This window comes from Flavobacterium sp. GSP27 (assembly GCF_003970395.1).
GTDB lineage: Bacteria > Bacteroidota > Bacteroidia > Flavobacteriales > Flavobacteriaceae > Flavobacterium.
The window spans coordinates 22,012-41,259 of the sequence record NZ_RYDP01000001.1 but is presented as its reverse complement, the minus strand read 5'-3'; the positions used below and the strand labels follow the sequence as shown (position 1 = coordinate 41,259).

Sequence of the window (19,248 nt, the reverse complement as noted above, 5' to 3'; positions counted from 1 at the left end):
ATTACCAAATATTCCTGTGGATCACGCAAAAGCGTTTATTGATGCGGTGAAGGAGTACGGGAAATAGTATACAGTAATTAGTGTTCAGTTTGCAGTCTTTACTACAAGGTTTTTTGGAAGATAAAGTGTACACCTGGGTATTATTGGGAATTAATTTAGATACTTTTAGTCGCTTTTTAGTCACTTTTTTTAAAGCATTATTATTTAGTGGTTTAAAAAAACTAAAAAATAATTTAAACACTTTTAACTTAAAATGAAACAACAATTTTACACCTACATACAAAACCTTCAAGACCAAATCTGTAAAGGATTAGAAGCGGTTGAAGGTCAAGCCAAATTCCGTGAAGACCTTTGGGAACGGCCGGAAGGAGGAGGAGGAAGAACCCGCGTGATCGAAAACGGCAAAGTTTTCGAAAAAGGTGGTGTTAATATCTCAGCCGTTCATGGGAAATTACCAGAAGCCATGCAAAAAATGTTTAATGTGGGCGAAGCTGATTTTTTTGCCTGTGGATTAAGTTTGGTAATGCATCCAAAAAATCCAATGGTTCCTACGGTTCATGCCAACTGGCGCTATTTCGAAATGTACGATGATAACGGAAATGTAATTCAGCAATGGTTTGGTGGCGGACAAGATTTAACACCCTATTATCTGTTTGAAGAAGATGCAATTCATTTTCATCAAACCTGTAAAACTGCTTGCGACAAACACAATCCGGAGTTTTATCCAAAATATAAGAAACAATGTGATGCCTATTTCTGGAATGCGCATCGCAATGAAGCGCGGGGAATTGGCGGATTGTTTTTCGATTATTGCAAAGAAACACCAGAGCGGAGTATGAAAGATTGGTTCAATTACGTTTCAGAAGTCGGCAATAGTTTCCTTGACGCATACGTTCCAATTGTGGAAAAAAGAAAAGATTTACCCTATACACCAGAACAAAGAACGTGGCAGGAAATACGCCGCGGTCGTTATGTCGAATTTAATTTGGTTCATGACAAAGGCACTTTATTTGGACTAAAAACCAACGGAAGAATCGAAAGTATCCTGATGAGTTTGCCACCAAATGTACAATGGGTGTACGACCATCATGCAGCAGCAGGAAGCGAAGAAGAGAAATTAGTTCACGTATTAGAAAACCCGAAAAATTGGATTTAAATACTTTATCAATTAAGCGATTAAGAAAAATTAAGTTTAAGAGCTTAATGAACCTTAATTTCTTAATGGTACAAAAAATAAATTAAAGTTTAACTTTAAACGAAAATATATGTTCCCATTACACAGAGGCAGAAGATTAAGAACGAATGAATCCATAAGAAGTTTAGTTCGTGAAACCAGTTTAAGTCCATCAGATTTTATGTTTCCTATGTTTATAGCTGAGGGCGAAAATGTACAAGTAGAAATTTCTTCCATGCCGGGTATATTCCGTCGTTCGATAGATTTAACTGTAGAAGAAGTCAAAGAAATATTTGCATTGGGCATTCGTGCAGTAAATATTTATGTAAAAGTAAGTGAAAATTTAAAAGACAATACGGGACTGGAAGCGTGGAATCCAAACGGATTGATGCAAAATGCCATACGTGCCATCAAAGCTGCTTGTCCGGAAATGATTGTAATGCCTGATGTGGCTTTGGATCCTTATTCTATTTATGGACATGACGGAATCATTGCAAAAGGTGATATAGAAAACGATTCGACGAATGATGCTTTGGTAAAAATGGCTGTTTCTCATGCGCAGGCCGGAGCCGATTTTGTAGCGCCATCGGACATGATGGACGGACGTGTATTGCGTTTGCGCGAGGGTCTGGATACTGCCGGTTTTCATAACGTAGGTATTATGAGTTATTCGGCAAAATACGCATCTGCTTTTTACGGGCCGTTCCGTGACGCGTTAGACAGCGCTCCTGTTGACGCCACTGAAATTCCTACAGATAAAAAAACATACCAAATGGATTATGCGAATCGCATTGAAGCCATCAAAGAAGCGTTATGGGACGTGGAAGAAGGCGCTGATATGGTCATGGTAAAACCTGGAATTGCCTATTTAGACATTGTTCGCGAAGTTAAAAATGCGGTAAATGTGCCGGTAACAGTCTACCACGTTTCGGGTGAATATGCAATGATCAAAGCCGCTGCCGAAAGAGGTTGGCTCGATCACGATAAAATTATGATGGAGCAATTAATGTGTATCAAACGAGCGGGAGCCAGTTTGATTTCGACCTATTTTGCGAAAGAGGCTGCAATACTCCTTAACAAATAGAAATGAAAAAATGTTTAATAATAGTGGTTTTATTGCTTTCCAATAGCATTTTTGCACAAGCGGAAGTAGTTTCTACTTTCATAGAGAAATGGGATAATTCCAAAGATTATTTAGTGGCCGTTGCAGAAGCTATGCCGGAAGATAAATATGATTATAAACCCGCTGAACGTGAAATGTCCTTTAAAGAACAATTATTTCACATACAAGATAACATGAATTGGTTGGGCACAACTTATTTTTCGGAAGAGAAATATGTGAAAAAAGAAGCCGCAAAAGGGCTTTCAAAAGCACAAATAATCCAAGAGATAAAAACCTCTTTTGATACAGCAAAAAGAGTTGTCCAAAAAACCAATGATGCTGAATTATCCCAAAAAGTTACTTTTTTTGCGGGTCAAAAATCAAAATTGCAAATACTTAATTTGATGCAAGACCATGTCACCCATCACAGAGCACAAATTTTAGTATATTTGAATCTGAATCAAATTCAGCCACCCAAGTATATTGGATGGTAATTCTAGCCACTGAGCCACCTATAATTAAAAAAATTAACATGAGAAAGACATTATTTTTATTAGCCGTTTTAGCCTTAACTTCTTGTAAAAAAGAAGAAGCCAAAAAAGAACCTTTATACCCAACCACTACCGAAGAAATTGCTCAAACACCAGAGGAATTAGGAGAAGAAATTTTCAATGGAAAAGGTAATTGTGTCGCCTGTCATCAAGTAGACAAAAAGGTAATAGGGCCTAGTCTGCAGGATATTGCTAAGATTTATAAAGATAAAAACGCAAGTATCGTAACGTTTTTGAAAGGCGAAGGCGAGCCTATTGTTGATCCTAGCCAGTATGAAGTGATGAAAACAAACTTCGTGGTTACCAAAGCCATGTCTGATGACGAATTGAAAGCCTTGGAAGCATACGTATATTCCAATTTGAAATAATCCTGGCGTTTTTCAGGAGCTACTCCCGCTATCCGCTGTATTCCCGATAAATAAAAACTACGGATAAAAAGCCTTGTTTTTCTAAATCGCGAGATGCCGCTGCTATCGGGGCTAAAATACAAGAACCATTCGTCTCTGCGAATGGTTTTTTTATGCTCAAAACACTTTAAGTGCATTTATTTCTGAACTTTATTACTTCTTTAGGAACAATGTGGGTATTTTTTTTATCTTTAAAATATGGAAACCGCATACATCAAAACGCCATTGGGAATTGCCAAAATCATAGGCGATGAAAGTGGAATATCACGAATTTTAGTCACCGAAGAAGGGTTGTGTTCAAATACAATTCAGGCTGTTTTACAACAAGCCGTTGTACAACTCAACGAATATTTTGAAGGCAAGAGAACCGATTTCGATTTTAAATTAAATCCAAAAGGGACTGAATTCCAACAAAAAGTCTGGAAATCTTTACTGGACATTCCTTATGGGAAAACGAGAACATATCTCGAACAATCCAAAATTTTGGGTGATGTCAAAGCCATTAGAGCCGTTGCATCTGCTAACGGGAAAAATCCACTTTGGATAGTCGTGCCCTGTCACAGAGTCATTGGAACAGATGGTTCACTAACAGGATATGCAGGCGGATTATGGCGAAAAAAATGGTTATTGGAACATGAAAACCCAACGACGCAACAAAGTTTGTTTTAGTTGTTGATGAATAAATTTGGTATATTCGTTTAAGAAAATCTGTAAAAATCCACGTAAGCTGCGTGCCATCAAATGATAGAAAAAATAAACCTCAATAACATTCTGTTTCTGGACATCGAAACCCTTCCGGAAGCCGAAGATTTCAATGCATTAGATTCTGAAATGCAAGATCTTTGGGAACATAAAACCCAATACCAGCGTAAAGACGAATATACTCCCGAGGATTTCTACGATCGTGCGGGAATTTGGGCCGAGTTTGGGAAAATCGTTTGTATCTCCGTGGGTTATTTTACTATCAAAGGCGATATTCGGAATTTTAGGGTGACTTCTTTTTTTGGTGAAGAAAAGAAACTATTGTTAGATTTTAATACTTTGCTGAATACTCATTTCAACCAGCCGCAACATGTTTTGTGTGGGCACAATGCCAAGGAATTCGATATTCCGTTCCTTGCCCGACGCATGATTATCAACCAAATCGCCATTCCAAACAAACTGAATTTATTTGGAAAAAAACCATGGGAAATCCCCCATTTGGATACCTTGGAATTATGGAAATTCGGGGATTACAAGCATTTTACTTCTTTGAAATTGATGTGTAAAGTCCTTGGAATTCCTTCGCCAAAAGGCGATATCGACGGTAGCCAGGTAGGACATGTATTTTATGTAGACAAAGATATTGATCGTATTGTAACCTATTGTGAGAAAGACACCATTGCCGTGGCGCAGATTTTCTTGAGATTAAGACGGGAAGAATTATTGATTGAGGATGAGATTATTCATGTATAGATGAAGTAACACAGGTTTAATCTGCGTAAATCCGTACAATCTGTGTTTGAATTTTTGGTGCTTTGTATGCTTAAATAATTACATTTACAAAAATTATAGATTATGGTATTGAGTAGATTTTGGTTGGTCATTTTTATTTCAGCAATTGTATTTGTAGTGTTTAGCTTGTTTTCGGGAGACAGTTATACTATTGACCACGTTTTGAACGGAAAGAAAGATGATCCAATTCTGGTTTCGGAGAAATTTCCCGAAGAACTTCCTGCCTTTATTAAAGACAGCATCAAAAAAGCACCCGAACAAACCATGATAATTAATCGTGATACGCTAAATGCGGATACGACTTATGTTTATAAAAACAAAACCGTAAAAATATACAGTGGCGTTCAAAAATCAGATGGTTTACTGCCAACGTGCAAAAGTACTTTGCTTGATTTAGTCCTTCCGTTGATGGCTTACTTGGCCTTTTTCTGTGGATTAATGGAGCTTTTAATCATTTCCGGAGCTTCTGGAAAGTTAGCGAAAGCATTGAGTCCAGTTTTTGTAAAAGTGTTTCCTAGTATTCCTAAAAATCATCCTTCCATTTCCTATATGACCTTAAATTTTGCTGCTAATTTCTTAGGATTAGATTCTGCTGCAACTCCTTTTGGTCTTAAAGCCATGGAGAGCTTGCAAGAAATAAATCCTGATAAAGACAAGGCCAGTGATGCACAAATTATGTTTATGTGTTTGCATGCTTCGGGTCTTACTTTGATTGCAACCTCTATTATAGGGTATCGTGCTGCGGCTAATGCCAGCAATCCGGCGGATGTGATGTTACCTTGTATTATCACTTCTTTTATAGGAACTATTGCAGCATTTCTAATTGTTGGAGTGAAGCAAAAAATCAATTTCAAAAGTGCTTCTCTAGTGATTGTATTGATGGTTTTAATAGCTGCAATTGTTGGTTTGTTGATGTATGTAAACCATTTAGATTTAATCGGGAAAAACTATTTTACGGCTAATCTTTCTGCTTTAATATTAATTGGAATTATTGCTTTTACCCTGATTTTCTCCTTTATAAATGAGAAGAAGTTTACGGTCGCAAGTACTACAGTTTTTGATTCTTTTGTAGTAGGAGCAAACAATGGTGTGAAAACTGGAGTAACTATTTTTCCTTATGTATTGGGAATGTTGGTTGCCATTTCTTTATTTAGAAACAGTGGTTTATTTGAAATTATTAGCAATTGGATCGCTTTTATTTTCTCAAATATGGGTGTTAGCAAGCAAATCACGGATGCCTTACCAGTTGCGTTGCTTCGTCCCTTTAGTTCTGCAGGATCAAGAGGATTTTTGATTGATTCAATGAATACTTTTGGTGCTGATTCCTTAACGGCAAGATTGAGTAGTATTTTTCAATGTAGTGCCGAAAGTACTTTCTATGTGATAGCCGTTTATTTTGGTTCCGTAAATATTAAAAATACGCGTTATGCATTAGGAACGATGCTTATAGTCGATTTGATTTGTGTGATTACGGCTATTTTTGTGGCGACTTGGTTTTTCTAAAAGCTGAATTAAAAGCTGAATTTCCCTGTAAAAATCAAAAACAACTGATTATTTGAGATTTTTGTTTTGAGATTGAAATTACTACAAATGCTATTTTAAAAGTAAGTAAAAACGAATCTTTCTCTTTAATCACCTCTTACAAAAAAACAAAGTGAATTTTGGTTTTAAAATTGATTTTAAAATTGATATAATTAAAAATCATAATACTCAATTTAATTTAAAAACTAGATCCTTTATCTATTCACTATTAGATACTCCATGTTTTTTTTTTGAAGTATCTATTTTAAACAAAATTAATTACACAAACATGAAAAAAATAATAATCGTAATGGTTTGTATTTACTCTTTGTCGGGATTTTCCCAAACTAAAAAAGACATTATAAATTCAATAGGATTAGATGAAGTGGTTGTAAGTACACAACGATTTGCAAAACCAAAAAGAAAAATTACGCAACAAATTGAAAGTATTTCTAAAAAAGAAATCGAGTTTAATAACTTCCAGTCCAGTGCCGATGTGTTAGGGAATTCGGGGACTTTAGCAGTTCAAAAATCGCAACAGGGCGGCGGAAGCCCTGTTATTAGGGGTTTTGAATCCAGTAGAATTTTATTACTCGTTGATGGAATCCGAATGAATAACTTAATTTACAGAGCTGGACATTTGCAAAACATAATTACTGTTGATAAAAATATGCTTGAAAATGTAGACGTGCTTTTTGGACCATCATCTACTATTCACGGAAGTGATGCGCTTGGCGGAGCCATTTATTTACAAACTAAAATTGCAAAATTGCTTTCCGATACGGAAAACCAAAAGGTTAGCGGAACTGCTTTAACAAATTATAACTCTGCAAACCAAGGAAAATCAGGTCATTTAGATTTCAACTTTGCGGGTCAAAAATGGGGTTACTTAACTTCATTCTCCTATAATGATTATGGGGATTTAAAAATGGGAAAACATAAAAATGGTAGCAATGATTTTTTTGGAGAAAGACCTTTTTATGTGGTAACCAAAGATGGTATTGACACTAAAGTTGCTAATGATGATAAATATGTGCAAAAATTTTCTGGATATAAACAATATGATTTTATGCAAAAAATTATTTTTCAGCAGAATATCAGCACACGACATAGTATAAATTTACAATTTTCTACCACATCAAACATTCCCAGATATGACAGGCTAACTGATTTGAGTTCAAACGGAAAATTTAAATCTGCAGTTTGGAATTATGGTCCACAAAAAAGGTTAATTTCTTCTTATAAATTAGACAAAAAGAAGGTATTCTTAAACAGTGATATGAATTTGGTTGCCAGTTATCAAAACATCGAAGAAAGTAGAATTACCCGTAATTTCGGCAATCCAACGCAAAGTTCAAGGATTGAAAAAGTTTCGATATTTGCCATCAATTCTGATTTTAAAACAAAAATAGGTAATGGTGATTTTATTTATGGCGCCGATGTTTATTATGATAATTTAAATTCTTTAGGAAATAAAAAAAATATTTTAACTAATGCTGAAAGCATTACTGATTCGCGTTATCCAGATGGAAAAAACAATACTTTTAGAGCCGAAGGTTTTGCATCCTACAGCAATGACATTAACAAAACAGCCTCGTGTAATGTAAGTGCTAGGGCTGGTTACACGACTTTGAATAGCGAAATTTTAACCAATTTTCTGAATTTACCTTATACTAGCGTATCACAAAAAAACTTTACCTATAGCGGTGCCGTTGGAATTGTAAATAATGCCAGCGAAAACACAAAAATAGGTTTTAATTTAGCTTCTGCATTTCGAGTTGCAAACATTGATGATTTAGCAAAAATATTCGAATCGGCAGCAGGAACTTTAATTGTACCAAACAAAGATTTGAGGCCTGAAAAATCAGTAACGGCTGATTTGAGCATTACTTTTTGGGAAGGTAAACGTTTTCAGTTTGAAAATATTTTTTATTACACAAGACTGTATGATGCAATAATAACGGGTTCTTTTACGTTAAACGGACAATCTTCGATTGTTTATGAAGGAAAAAACAGTCTCATTCTTGCCAATCAAAATCAAGGAAAAGGAAATATTAGCGGAATTTCCTCTACCTTAAGAAGTTATATCACAAAATCATTCTTGTTTTATGGCGTTTTCAATTTTACTCACGGTAGAGTCCAAAATGCGGGGGGTAATTTTCCTTTAGACCATGTTTCTCCATTTTATGGAAAAACAGGTTTTAAATATGAAAGTAAACTAGTAAATTTGGATTTATATATGTTGTATAATGGAAAAAAAGAGTTGAGCAATTACTCGCCTAGTGGAGAAGATAATTTGCAATATGCTCCAAAAAATGGAATGCCTTCTTGGGAAACCTATAATTTGAAAGGATCATTATCTTTAACGGAACAGTTCACTGTTTATTCCGGTATTGAAAATGTTTTAGATATACAATACAGGACTTTTGCCTCTGGAATTAATGCTAGCGGAAGGAGTATTTACCTTGGAGGGAAATACAATTTTTAGAACCTAAATCACTAAATACAAAAAGCCCTAAATTTCATTAAATTGTGTTTTTTTTGTGTTTTTAAGACTCGGGCTACTCAATAACCATTTCCGGAATTTCACCTTCTATGATCAAATCCGCCTCAGTAGAAGCAATAATATGCGCTACAGTTACACCAGGCGCGCGTTCCAATAATTTGAAGCCTTGTGGGGCTATTTCTAAAACGGCTAGTTCAGTAACGACTTTTTTAACGCAACCTACCCCCGTTAAAGGCAAGGTACATTTTTTAAGTATTTTAGATTCGCCAGCTTTGTTGACATGCATCATGGCTACAATAATATTCTCGGCAGAAGCCACTAAATCCATTGCCCCACCCATTCCTTTGACCATTTTACCAGGAATTTTCCAGTTGGCAATATCACCATTTTCGGAAACTTCCATTGCACCAAGGATTGTTAAGTCAACATGTTGTCCACGAATCATTCCAAAACTGAATGACGAGTCGAAGAAACTTGCTCCAGGCAAAGTAGTTATGGTTTGTTTTCCGGCGTTGATTAAATCAGCGTCTTCATCGCCTTCTAAAGGGAATGGACCCATGCCGAGAATTCCGTTTTCACTTTGAAATTCGACGTCAATTCCTTCTGGGACATAATTAGCAACTAATGTTGGAATCCCGATTCCGAGATTCACATAGTAGTTGTGTTTTAATTCTTTTGCAATGCGTTTTGCAATTTGATTTTTATCTAAAGCCATAATCAGAAAATTTTTCTCACGGTTCTTTGTTCAATTCTTTTTTCATATTTCACACCTTGAAAAATTCTATTTACAAGTATTCCTGGAATATGAATTTCGTTTGGATCTAAACTACCTACAGGCAACAATTCTTCTACTTCGGCGATGGTTATTTTTGCTGCTCCGGCCATACAAGGATTAAAGTTTCGTGCTGTTCCTTTGAAAACAAGGTTGCCGGCTTCATCACCTTTCCACGCTTTTACGATGGCAAAATCAGCTTTGAAAGCGTATTCCATAAGATGCATTTTTCCATTGAATTCCCGTGCTTCCTTCCCTTCGGCTACTTCAGTTCCATAACCGGCAGGGGTAAAAAAAGCTGGAATTCCTGCTTGTGCCGCACGACATCGTTCTGCAAGAGTTCCTTGCGGGATTAATTCTACATCGAGTTCTCCAGATAGCATTTGACTCTCAAATTCGGCATTTTCACCTACGTAAGAAGAAATCATTTTTTTGATTTGGCGTTTTTGCAAAAGCAATCCAAGGCCAAAATTATCTACTCCTGCATTGTTTGAGATACAGGTTAAATCCGTAGTTTCTTTTTTTACTAATTCGGCGATGGAATTTTCTGGAATACCGCATAATCCGAAACCGCCCAGCATGATGGTCATCCCGTTTTCAATTCCTTGAAGGGCTTCATGTACGTTATTTACTTTTTTGTTAATCATAAAATTGAATGCTAGTTGACGAATTTTAATTTAAAGAAGAACCCAATCTGTTTGTAGTATTAATAACAACAAGATTTAATTTTAAGAACGAATTGCCTAGCCCAGATAGAAGCGACATCCTTTTAGTCTTCTTTTTTAAGGAGACTAAAAGATATAGCGGATGGCTGGATTAGCTCCAGATGAAAATTTTACAATTCAAATTCATCGGTATTTTGTTCAATATTAGTGGTGTCTATTACTTTTGGAGCGGTGTAGCAGTCTACTTTTATGGATAGATTTGCGGGCCTTTCAAAGGATGCTTTGGATACTTTTAGAGCGGGATCTTCGTAACAAAGTTTCATAAAATAACCCCAAACCGGCAGTGCTGCTGTGGCACCTTGTCCGTAAGTTATGCTTTTGAAACGGGCAGAACGGTCCTCGCAACCCACCCAGACTCCAGTTACAAGATTAGGAACCATTCCCATAAACCATCCGTCAGATTGGTTTTGTGTAGTTCCTGTTTTACCTGCAATAGGATTTTTAAATTGATAGGGATATCCTGTCCAGCGTTTGTCTCCGTTTCCGCCGCCGGTGGTGCGCAGACGATCTCCGGACCCGCCTTCCGTAACGCCTTCTAATAATTTGATGACGGCATACGCGATGTCTTTGTTTAAAACATCATGTGATTCAGGGATGGGTTCGTAAATAATTACGCCACCTTTATCTTCGATTCGAGATATAAATTGGGGTTTCATATACACGCCTTGATTGGCAAAGGTGCTGTAAGCAGCAACCATATCTTCGACGGTTATTTCAACGGCTCCCAAAGCAATGGAAGGCTGAAGCGGAATCTCTGATTTGATGCCTAATTTATGGGCTAAATCGACTACAGCTGCCGGACCTACTCGGTCTATTAATTTTGCGGATACAATATTGATGGAATTTGCCAATCCTCGTTTTAGGGTTACCATTCCGCTGTATCTGTTGTTGGAGTTTTTTGGTTCCCAATCTTCGGTAACATTATGACGTCCTTTTCTAATCATAAAAGGGGAATCAATAATGGAATCACAAGGTGACATATTCAATTGCTCTATGGCTGTAGCATAAACAAAAGGCTTGAAAGTGGAACCAACTTGTCTGGCACCTTGCCCTACGTGATCGTATTGAAAATATTTATAATCGATACCCCCAACCCACGCTTTTATATTTCCCGTTTGAGGTTCCATCGCCATGAGTCCGGATTGTAAAAAATGTTTGTAATACCGAATGGAATCCAATGGCGTCATAATAGTGTCTTTTTCTCCCTTCCAAGAGAAGACTCTCATTTTAGTTTTTATGCTAAAGGATGCTATAATTTCTTCGTCCGTTTTTTCCAGTGATTTTAATACCGCCCATCTGTTCGAGGATTTCATGGCTTGGCTTAAAATGCGTTGTGTTTCTACAGAAGAGATGTTGACAAATGGCGCATTTTTATTTGTTTTGGATTGCTCGAAAAATTCTTCTTGAAGATTGGCCATGTGCTCCGTTACTGCTTTTTCAGCATGCAGTTGCATTCTGGAATCAATGGTAGTATAGATTTTTAGACCATCTTTGTAGATGTCATAATCTGAACCATCCGGTTTTTTATTTTCCTCCGCCCATTTTTTTAGGTAGTCTCTTAAATATTCTCTGAAATAGGTTGCTGTTCCGTCTTTGTGCGTTTCTAATTTGAACTTTAATGTGATTGGTAAAGCTTGCAGTCTTTCTTTTTCTTCTTTTGAAATTATTTTTCCTTTTTCTAATTGCAGAAGCACTACATTTCTTCGGTTTATCACTCCTTGTGGATTTCTCACAGGATTGTAAAGACCAGAATTTTTAAACATTCCCACTAATATTGCCGACTCGCTGATGGTTAAGTCCTTTGGTTCTTTAGAAAAATACGTTTTTGCGGCTGAACTAACTCCGACAGAATTGTTTCCAAAATCGTATACATTACAATACATGGCAATGATTTCATTTTTAGTGTATTGTCTTTCTAATCGGATGGCAATAATCCATTCTTTTATTTTTTGTACAATTCTAAAAGGCAGGAATTTAGATCCTTCTCCGTGAAATAATTGTTTGGCTAATTGCTGCGTCAAGGTACTGGCTCCTCCGCTGGTTCCTAAGCTCGAGATGGCTCTCAAAGTACCTCTTCCGTCAATGCCGGAATGCTCATAAAAACGAGCATCTTCCGTTGCGATTAGTGCTTGAACCAAATTTTTTGGCAAGTCAGAATACTTTAATTGAGATCTGTTTTTTTCGAAATATTTCCCTAAAACCACTCCGTCAGCGGATATGATCTCAGTCGCTAAATTAGAATCGGGATTTTCTAAATCTTCAAAAGAGGGCATCGAACCGAAGATTCCCCAGGAAGCAAACAGGAAAAATAAAGCAAGACTTCCTAACCCTACAAAGAATATTTTCCAAAAAATATTTTTGTAATGAGCCATGTCTTTGTCATTATCTTTAGCGGGACTGTTGTTTTTTTTGATAGCCATAATACTATTTTATTCTTTTTTTTCTATTCTAAAACCTACATCTGTAACTCCGTCTAAAGCCGTCACGCCGGGAACTTTGCCGTTTTCTCTGACTGCTTGCTTAATATGAACGGTGTATTTGGATCGAAACCGTACATTTTCCTTATAAAAAAGTTTGCTTTCTTTTATGTCTGAAAATCCATTCCCTAATAGTAATCCCTCCGGATCAGCCATTTGGTATTCGAGCGTGTCTACTTTTGTAAAACCATTAGGTAGTTCTAAAGCTACAATTAAGAACAAATTGTTGTATTGATACGCATTATTCGCTCTCAAATTCACAAACAAATTATAGCGTTTTGTGGAATCTAGTTCTGGTAAATGGAACGTTACAATGCTGTCTTTATGCCACGCACTACCCACAGATTGATAGTCATCAAAAACCCTTTTTTTATCACACGACCAGAATAGAATTACTACCAAAAGAAGTAAAGCGCTATTTTTTATCCACATTTTTAGTAATAATTATAGGTTTTCTTGGCTCCACAGGCTTTTTGTCATTTGGAGTTTGACGGGTATTGTTTGCAGGTTTGTTGCTGTTTGCTACAATTGCATTTTCACCGCCCGGTTTTCGTTTTTTATTTGGTTTTTTCTTCGTTTTGGGTTGGTCAAAACGAGTTAAACTTTCTTGTCCCATTGCATTATTGAAGTTTTTCTCTGGTTCTGCAATGATTTCTATTGCAAAATCTTCTAGCGAAGAAACTTTATTTTTCAGTTTGTTTTCAGCGATGATTTCTCGGACTTGATCAATTTTCAATACGTGCCAATTTGCAAAATTATTGGTGTAGGCAAACCACATTAATCCTTTGAAAATATCTTGTTTCTGGCAAATGGCATCTCCTTTTTCCGTTACCAATTTTGTTTCAAAATCCGGGAAGTCTTTCAAAGCATCCATGTACGTATCCAGTTCATAATTCAAACAGCATTTCAATTTTCCGCATTGTCCGGCTAGTTTTTGTGGATTCAAAGATAGTTGTTGGTACCGTGCCGCTGAGGTATTTACACTTCTAAAATCCGTCAGCCAAGTCGAACAACACAATTCTCTTCCGCAAGAACCTATTCCGCCTAAACGAGCTGCTTCCTGACGGAAACCTACTTGTTTCATTTCTATTCGGGTACTGAATTCTTTAGCAAAATCTTTAATTAATGCTCGAAAATCAATTCGGTCATTTGCCGTGTAATAAAACGTAGCTTTTGATCCGTCCCCTTGAAATTCGATATCTGAAATCTTCATTTCCAGTTTTTGAGCAATCGCCAGTTCCCGTGCGCGCACCTTCATTGGCTCTTCTTTTTCCCGTGCCGCAGACCAAATATCAATATCTTTTTGGGATGCTTTTCTATAAATTTTCGGAATTTCGTTGCCCAGGTGATTGGCTCCTTTTTTCTTCATTTGAATTTTAACTAATTCTCCTGTCAAAGTAACAATTCCTATGTCGTGTCCCGGAGAAGCAACAGTAGCCACGATATCGCCCATGCTTAACGTTAATTTCTCTGTATTGCGGTAAAATTCTTTTCTGCCGTTTTTGAAGCGTACTTCCACACAGTCAAAAGGGGCGTCACCATTAGGCAGACTCATATTAGAAAGCCAATCAAAAACCGTCAATTTATTGCAGCTGTCGGTGCCGCAAGTCCCATTATTTTTACAACCTTTAGGTGATCCACCATCAGAAGTTGAACAACTTGTACATGCCATAATTTTATATATAGTGTTGCGACGAGCACAACTTATGTTTTTAAAACGTTTAATGTGTAAAGATAGTATTTTTTAATTTTACGTCACAACGCATAAAAGCACGAATGCCTCATAAATTTTCAATAAAAAAACCCATTACAAATTAGTTTGTAATGGGTTAGTTTTGAATCCCTTCTTATAAAGATATGATGTGTTTTATATCTATTTTGATTTCAAAGATTGCCCCATGAATGTCTCCAACCGTTGAAACGGTTGGCTATAGTTTAATAGATGTGTTTGTTTTTTGAACATAGCCCACGATTTCAACCGTTGGCAACGTAAAGAATAACACATTGTTTTTCAAAGATTGTCCCATGAATGTCTCCAACCGTTGAAACGGTTGGCTATAGTTTAATGGCTGTGTGTTTTTTGAACATCGCCCACGGTTTCAACCGTTGGCAACGTAAAGAACAATACATTATTTTTCAAAGGTTTTCTCATGAATGTCTCCAACCGTTGAAACGGTTGGCTATAGTTTAATGGCTGTGTGTTTTTAGAACATCGCCCACGGTTTCAACCGCTGGTAACGTAAAGAACAATACATTGTTTTTCAAAGATTGTCTCATGAATATCTCCAACCGTTGAAACGTTTGGCTATAGTTTAATGGTTGTGTGTTTTTAGAATATAGCCTACGGTTTCAACCGTTGGCAACGTAAAGAACAATACATTATTTTTCAAAGATTGTCTCATGAATATCTCCAACCGTTGAAACGGTTGGCTATAGTTTAATGGTTGTGTGTGTTTTGAAGATAGCCACGGTTTCAAATTTGGCTTAACCCATGTAATTTTATAAATTCGTCAAATTCATCTTGAGAATTTTTCTTTAAATGATGTTGCTTTTGATTCTTTATGTAATTATAAACGGATTCTAATTGAGATTCACTAACGGAATAAGCGGCATAACCTGTTTGCCAAACAAATTTTTCAATCATTAAATTTTCTCCATTTATATAATGTGACGAGCTCCCTTTAATTTGTTTTATTACATCTGCAATTGATTTTTGTGGATTTAATAAAAATAAGGCGTGAATATGATCTGGCATTCCATTAATGATTCGTACGGGACATCCCAATTCAATTAATTCTTGTCTGATATAGTCGTATACTTGTTTCTCTATTGAAAAGTCAATTAATTCACCCCTGTTTTTGGTTGCCCAAACAGCATGAATCCATAATTTATTAAAGGAATGTGGCATACAATTAGTTTTAAATTTCCACTAATCTACAACTTTATATAATTTATCTGACAATCGAATCCGGAATGGCAATTTAAAAGTACAAGTGTCTCCAGAAACTGCTTTTTCTTGTGCTAAATCGTTCACCAGCATTTCTTCAATAATTACTATTTGTTCTCCGGTTGTAGCTCCTTTAATCAGAATCGTATCACCAATTTTGATTTCGTTTTCTTCAATTAGAAACTGACCAATACTTGGTTTTGGATAAAAGTGAGTTCCTTTTCCAATGTATTGTTTTTTGATCTTTATTTCTTTTTTGAGAACGGTAGCTACTCTGCGAGCAATTTTTGACTCAGCCAATTCACTAAGATTCGGAACTCCTGCTAATGGATCTTGATTATTTTTGAAAGTCAAAACGTCTGATTTCCCTTTTTTGAAAATCTTATTTCCGTTTTTAATTCCTCTGCGGATGGCTTTTTGTTCTTCTTCCGGCAAATGAATCACAGTTACACATTCCGTAGAACAGCAACCTTCCATTTTTTCCTTGCACGAGTCACATTGAATAAAAAGTAAATGACAACCTTCGTTCACGCAATTCGTATGTACGTCACAAGGTGCGCCACATTGATGGCATTGCGAAACAATATCGTCTGTAATTCTTTCGCCCAAGCGATGATCAAATACGAAGTTTTTACCAATAAATTTACTTTCTAAACCTTCGGCTTTTACCTGACGTGTGTATTCAATAATTCCGCCTTCCAGTTGGTACACGTTTTCAAAACCTTTATGTTTGAAATAAGCACTGGCTTTTTCGCAGCGAATTCCTCCGGTGCAATACATCAATAGTTTTTTGTCTTGTTTGTGTTCCGTAAGCTGCTCTTCGATAATGGGTAATGATTCCCGAAAAGTATCCACATCTGGTTTTATAGCTTTGGTGAAATGTCCAATTTCACTTTCGTAATGATTTCGCATATCGACTACAATCGTGTTTGGATCTTCTAGAAGTTCATTGAATTCTTTGGCTTTTAGGTGAATTCCAATATTCGTTACATCAAAAGTTTCATCAACCAAACCATCAGCCACAATCTTATCACGCACTTTTACAGTCAGTTTCAAAAACGAGTGATCGTCTTGTTCTACGGCAATATTTAATCGGATTCCTTTCATAAAATCGTAGACCTCGATGGAATCTTTGAATGCATAGAAATTATCGGCAGGCAATGATAATTGGGCGTTGATTCCCTCACTGGCTACATAAATCCGACCCAAAACTTCAAGTGGGTTCCACGCCAGAAATAATTCGTTACGAAATTGTGTTGGATTTGAGATTTGCGCATAAGCATAGAAAGACAAAGTAAGACGTTGTTTTCCGGCATCATCAATCATGATGGCTCTTTCCTCTGCGCTTAATGTGTTATACAGTTGCATGCTATAAACAGTTTTAAGTTGAGAAATATATTTTTTGCAAAAGTATGAAAAAAGGTTCAGAGAGGCAAAGTTTTCAAGGGACTAAGGTTCATAATCAATAACAAGGCATGCTTAATTTACGGTAATGTCTTGGTTATTTATTTTTTTAGGAGCTCTTTCCGGCTGTTCACTATATCTGTTGTGGCGAACGCCGCCACAACAGGATGCCGTTTCCATCTGGGCTAGGGCATTAGTGACAAATAGAATGTTTAGTTTCTCAGAATTGTAATTAGCTCTTCAAGCCACACGAAAGGATTCGTGCGGGAGCGGGGGACAATTTTGGGTTGACCTTCCTGCGTTTATTTTGTCATTCTGAGGAACGAAGAATCTTTATCTGTTGAGCAATTTATAAGGACTCTTCCTTAGTCAGAGTGACAACTTTGTCTTAAATGCAAATAATAATCACCATCAATAAACAAAAAAACCACGCCGAAACGTGGTTTTATATTCTATGCTTTGACTGGGATTAACAATACTCGTTGAAAGCGTCTTTCAAATTTTCAGCAATTAGTTCTGCTGGGCGACCTTCAATGTGGTGACGCTCTAACATGTGCACTAATTCTCCGTTTTTGAACAAAGCCATACTTGGCGATGATGGAGGAAAAGGGAACATATGTTGTCTTGCAGCATCAACTGCATCTTTGTCAACTCCTGCAAAAACAGTGATTAAATGGTCTGGTTTTTTAGCGCCATCCAAACTCATTTTTGCCCCCGGACGTGCGTTTCTGGCAGCACAACCACAAACCGAATTTACAACTACAAGCGTTGTTCCTTCTAATTTCATTGCGTTTTCTACTGCTTCTGCACTATGTAAATCTTGAAAACCTGCAGCGGTTAATTCCTCTTGCATTGGTTTTACCATTTCTTCTGGATACATATCTTTTTTATTTTAAATAAATACTAATTTTGAATTGCAAAGTTACAAAGTTTACAATCAAGTATAGAAGTTGAATTATAAAGTTTTGTTATAGTTTGATTGCTATTTTAATGATTTGAAAGCAACGTGAAAAATAGCTTTTATAAATAGCATTTTGGGACATTTTAGAATAACGGTAATGTCCTCAATAAAAGAAGTTTCCTCATCCAGAAATTTAAAAATTAATGTTGGATTGCCTTTTTTGAACATCGAAGAAAAGATAGAAGAACCCAATTCATTTTTTCGGTCTAAGATGTCTAACAAAAGCAAATCGTAAAACCAGAATTTGGTTATTTTGTGAAACTTAGTGAAGTCGGTTTCCCTTTGTAGAAAGGCAACCAATTCTGTTGATTTTTTATCCGAATTTTTGAAAGTATAGCCCGTACTGGCTTTCGTCCAACCACCGGCAGTTCCTATGTTGATTGCGTTTTTCGTATTTTCTTTCCAAAAAGGATAACACGTCATGGGAATGCTGCCTTGCTCTTTTTCGACGATTTCATAGTTTGTAATCCCAAGTTTTTCGATATATTTCTGGATTTCGTTTTCGTATTCCTCGGTTTTTAAATGTTTGTGCGAAAACAACGTGTATTCCAGCAAAGCTTCAGTTTTGGAAGTAGGTAACACATACATAAAACGGGTATTTCCTTTTTGCTCCACCGAAAAATCCATGAAAGTAGCTTGTTCGGGATTGAAAACAGCTTGCTCACTTTTAATAAACCAACCTATAAAATGCTGTTGTAAAACAGGATATTTTGTCTGGTTTTCTGCTTTTTGTTTGTTGTAAATGCTGTTGAATAATTTCGTGCACGAAAAGGATTCACTTTCGGTTTGTACCAGAATTATGGTTTCGGATTCTTCAATTTCCAATACTTTTTCATGAATGAAAGTAATATTTTTTTGTTTCGAAAGCAGATCAAATACCTGAGTGTAAAAATACAATCCTTTCACCATATTGTAGCGGTACGGTTTCAAGTCTAAATCCCGGCGAAAATCTCCATTGGCAAACAAAGCCGAATCCCATTTCTTTGAAATAGATTGTTCCCAAAGTGAATCGTTAGTTTTCCAAAAACACCACGTTCTGTCGTTTGTTTTTTTGGTATTTTCATCCAATAACAAAATACTTTTATCTCGGAATTTACCAGATTGGACCATTTTATACACGGTCATCAAAGCCGATAATCCTGCGCCGGTAAAGATGTAATCGAAGTGTTTCATTTGAGAATTTGACATTTCCATCAAAAATAGACAA

The 19,248-nt window shown here is 36.4% G+C and carries 18 protein-coding genes; 9 read left to right on the top strand and 9 right to left on the bottom strand.

Features of this window, described 5'->3' with window-relative positions:
- Positions 1 to 253: 253 nt before the first annotated feature.
- The 8 genes from hemF (at position 254) to EKM05_RS00145 (ending at position 8,737) form a co-directional block, all read left to right on the top strand.
- Positions 254 to 1,156 carry an oxygen-dependent coproporphyrinogen oxidase gene (gene hemF / locus EKM05_RS00180; RefSeq protein WP_126552797.1) on the top strand — a complete coding sequence of 301 codons (903 nt, stop codon included), beginning with the start codon at positions 254 to 256 and terminating at the stop codon, positions 1,154 to 1,156.
- 109 nt (positions 1,157 to 1,265) lie between these two features.
- Positions 1,266 to 2,258, top strand: coding sequence for a porphobilinogen synthase (gene hemB, locus EKM05_RS00175; protein WP_126552795.1), 993 nt, complete (start codon positions 1,266 to 1,268; stop codon positions 2,256 to 2,258).
- Between the two features lie 2 nt (positions 2,259 to 2,260).
- Entirely contained in the window at positions 2,261 to 2,770 is a 510-nt protein-coding gene (locus EKM05_RS00170) for a DinB family protein (RefSeq protein WP_126452232.1), read from the top strand.
- A gap of 38 nt (positions 2,771 to 2,808) precedes the next feature.
- Positions 2,809 to 3,195: a c-type cytochrome gene (locus EKM05_RS00165; protein WP_126552793.1), complete on the top strand. Its 387-nt coding sequence runs from the start codon at positions 2,809 to 2,811 to the stop codon at positions 3,193 to 3,195.
- Between the two features lie 237 nt (positions 3,196 to 3,432).
- Positions 3,433 to 3,903 (top strand): methylated-DNA--[protein]-cysteine S-methyltransferase, encoded by a 471-nt coding sequence (locus EKM05_RS00160; protein ID WP_126552791.1) that lies wholly within the window; start codon positions 3,433 to 3,435, stop codon positions 3,901 to 3,903.
- Between the two features lie 72 nt (positions 3,904 to 3,975).
- A complete protein-coding gene (locus tag EKM05_RS00155; RefSeq protein WP_126552789.1) occupies positions 3,976 to 4,689 on the top strand; it encodes a 3'-5' exonuclease in 714 nt (237 codons plus the stop codon).
- A 102-nt stretch (positions 4,690 to 4,791) separates the two neighbouring features.
- A complete protein-coding gene (locus EKM05_RS00150; protein WP_126452223.1) occupies positions 4,792 to 6,231 on the top strand; it encodes a nucleoside recognition domain-containing protein in 1,440 nt (479 codons plus the stop codon).
- 307 nt (positions 6,232 to 6,538) lie between these two features.
- Positions 6,539 to 8,737: a TonB-dependent siderophore receptor gene (locus EKM05_RS00145; RefSeq protein ID WP_126552787.1), complete on the top strand. Its 2,199-nt coding sequence runs from the start codon at positions 6,539 to 6,541 to the stop codon at positions 8,735 to 8,737.
- Positions 8,738 to 8,810: 73 nt separating this feature from the next.
- On the opposite strand, the gene EKM05_RS00140 is transcribed toward EKM05_RS00145, so the two are convergent.
- The 7 genes from EKM05_RS00140 to EKM05_RS00110 all read right to left on the bottom strand — a co-directional run bounded on the left by EKM05_RS00140 (position 8,811) and on the right by EKM05_RS00110 (position 17,044).
- Positions 8,811 to 9,470, bottom strand: a complete 660-nt coding sequence (locus EKM05_RS00140) for a 3-oxoacid CoA-transferase subunit B (RefSeq protein ID WP_126552785.1) — start codon at positions 9,468 to 9,470, stop codon at positions 8,811 to 8,813.
- A 2-nt stretch (positions 9,471 to 9,472) separates the two neighbouring features.
- Positions 9,473 to 10,174 carry a CoA transferase subunit A gene (locus EKM05_RS00135; RefSeq protein WP_126552783.1) on the bottom strand — a complete coding sequence of 234 codons (702 nt, stop codon included), beginning with the start codon at positions 10,172 to 10,174 and terminating at the stop codon, positions 9,473 to 9,475.
- Positions 10,175 to 10,362: 188 nt separating this feature from the next.
- Positions 10,363 to 12,672: a penicillin-binding protein 1A gene (locus tag EKM05_RS00130; RefSeq protein WP_126552781.1), complete on the bottom strand. Its 2,310-nt coding sequence runs from the start codon at positions 12,670 to 12,672 to the stop codon at positions 10,363 to 10,365.
- A 9-nt stretch (positions 12,673 to 12,681) separates the two neighbouring features.
- Positions 12,682 to 13,161 carry a gliding motility lipoprotein GldH gene (locus tag EKM05_RS00125; RefSeq protein ID WP_126457707.1) on the bottom strand — a complete coding sequence of 160 codons (480 nt, stop codon included), beginning with the start codon at positions 13,159 to 13,161 and terminating at the stop codon, positions 12,682 to 12,684.
- The gene (locus EKM05_RS00120) at positions 13,145 to 14,401 is read right to left on the bottom strand and encodes a regulatory iron-sulfur-containing complex subunit RicT (protein WP_126457706.1); all 1,257 of its coding nucleotides are present in this window, start codon (positions 14,399 to 14,401) and stop codon (positions 13,145 to 13,147) included. Before EKM05_RS00120 ends, EKM05_RS00125 begins: the two co-directional genes overlap by 17 nt.
- Positions 14,402 to 15,202: 801 nt before the next feature.
- A complete protein-coding gene (tnpA, locus tag EKM05_RS00115; RefSeq protein ID WP_126552779.1) occupies positions 15,203 to 15,637 on the bottom strand; it encodes an IS200/IS605 family transposase in 435 nt (144 codons plus the stop codon).
- Positions 15,638 to 15,658: 21 nt separating this feature from the next.
- Positions 15,659 to 17,044 (bottom strand): rhodanese-related sulfurtransferase, encoded by a 1,386-nt coding sequence (locus EKM05_RS00110; RefSeq protein ID WP_126552777.1) that lies wholly within the window; start codon positions 17,042 to 17,044, stop codon positions 15,659 to 15,661.
- A gap of 124 nt (positions 17,045 to 17,168) precedes the next feature.
- Between EKM05_RS00110 and EKM05_RS14325 the strand changes: the two genes are divergently transcribed.
- Positions 17,169 to 17,312: a hypothetical protein gene (locus tag EKM05_RS14325; RefSeq protein WP_158615123.1), complete on the top strand. Its 144-nt coding sequence runs from the start codon at positions 17,169 to 17,171 to the stop codon at positions 17,310 to 17,312.
- 237 nt (positions 17,313 to 17,549) lie between these two features.
- Here EKM05_RS14325 and EKM05_RS00105 read toward each other — a convergent pair whose 3' ends face one another.
- Positions 17,550 to 17,960, bottom strand: coding sequence for a BrxA/BrxB family bacilliredoxin (locus tag EKM05_RS00105; RefSeq protein WP_126552775.1), 411 nt, complete (start codon positions 17,958 to 17,960; stop codon positions 17,550 to 17,552).
- Between the two features lie 102 nt (positions 17,961 to 18,062).
- On the bottom strand, positions 18,063 to 19,214 hold the full coding sequence (locus EKM05_RS00100) for a lycopene cyclase family protein (protein WP_126552773.1): 1,152 nt from the start codon (positions 19,212 to 19,214) through the stop codon (positions 18,063 to 18,065).
- Positions 19,215 to 19,248 lie beyond the last annotated feature (34 nt).

What these genes read in the sequence shown, in the direction of transcription:
- EKM05_RS00100 (WP_126552773.1), bottom strand. Translation starts at nt 19,214, where the DNA reads ATGAAACACTTCGATTACATCTTTACCGGCGCAGGATTATCGGCTTTG.
- EKM05_RS00140 (WP_126552785.1), bottom strand. Translation starts at nt 9,470, where the DNA reads ATGGCTTTAGATAAAAATCAAATTGCAAAACGCATTGCAAAAGAATTA.
- hemF (WP_126552797.1), top strand. Translation starts at nt 254, where the DNA reads ATGAAACAACAATTTTACACCTACATACAAAACCTTCAAGACCAAATC.
- EKM05_RS00170 (WP_126452232.1), top strand. Translation starts at nt 2,261, where the DNA reads ATGAAAAAATGTTTAATAATAGTGGTTTTATTGCTTTCCAATAGCATT.
- hemB (WP_126552795.1), top strand. Translation starts at nt 1,266, where the DNA reads ATGTTCCCATTACACAGAGGCAGAAGATTAAGAACGAATGAATCCATA.
- EKM05_RS00155 (WP_126552789.1), top strand. Translation starts at nt 3,976, where the DNA reads ATGATAGAAAAAATAAACCTCAATAACATTCTGTTTCTGGACATCGAA.
- EKM05_RS00150 (WP_126452223.1), top strand. Translation starts at nt 4,792, where the DNA reads ATGGTATTGAGTAGATTTTGGTTGGTCATTTTTATTTCAGCAATTGTA.
- EKM05_RS00165 (WP_126552793.1), top strand. Translation starts at nt 2,809, where the DNA reads ATGAGAAAGACATTATTTTTATTAGCCGTTTTAGCCTTAACTTCTTGT.
- EKM05_RS00125 (WP_126457707.1), bottom strand. Translation starts at nt 13,161, where the DNA reads ATGTGGATAAAAAATAGCGCTTTACTTCTTTTGGTAGTAATTCTATTC.
- EKM05_RS00130 (WP_126552781.1), bottom strand. Translation starts at nt 12,672, where the DNA reads ATGGCTATCAAAAAAAACAACAGTCCCGCTAAAGATAATGACAAAGAC.
- EKM05_RS00135 (WP_126552783.1), bottom strand. Translation starts at nt 10,174, where the DNA reads ATGATTAACAAAAAAGTAAATAACGTACATGAAGCCCTTCAAGGAATT.
- EKM05_RS00145 (WP_126552787.1), top strand. Translation starts at nt 6,539, where the DNA reads ATGAAAAAAATAATAATCGTAATGGTTTGTATTTACTCTTTGTCGGGA.
- tnpA (WP_126552779.1), bottom strand. Translation starts at nt 15,637, where the DNA reads ATGCCACATTCCTTTAATAAATTATGGATTCATGCTGTTTGGGCAACC.
- EKM05_RS00110 (WP_126552777.1), bottom strand. Translation starts at nt 17,044, where the DNA reads ATGCAACTGTATAACACATTAAGCGCAGAGGAAAGAGCCATCATGATT.
- EKM05_RS00160 (WP_126552791.1), top strand. Translation starts at nt 3,433, where the DNA reads ATGGAAACCGCATACATCAAAACGCCATTGGGAATTGCCAAAATCATA.
- EKM05_RS14325 (WP_158615123.1), top strand. Translation starts at nt 17,169, where the DNA reads ATGTCTTGGTTATTTATTTTTTTAGGAGCTCTTTCCGGCTGTTCACTA.
- EKM05_RS00120 (WP_126457706.1), bottom strand. Translation starts at nt 14,401, where the DNA reads ATGGCATGTACAAGTTGTTCAACTTCTGATGGTGGATCACCTAAAGGT.
- EKM05_RS00105 (WP_126552775.1), bottom strand. Translation starts at nt 17,960, where the DNA reads ATGTATCCAGAAGAAATGGTAAAACCAATGCAAGAGGAATTAACCGCT.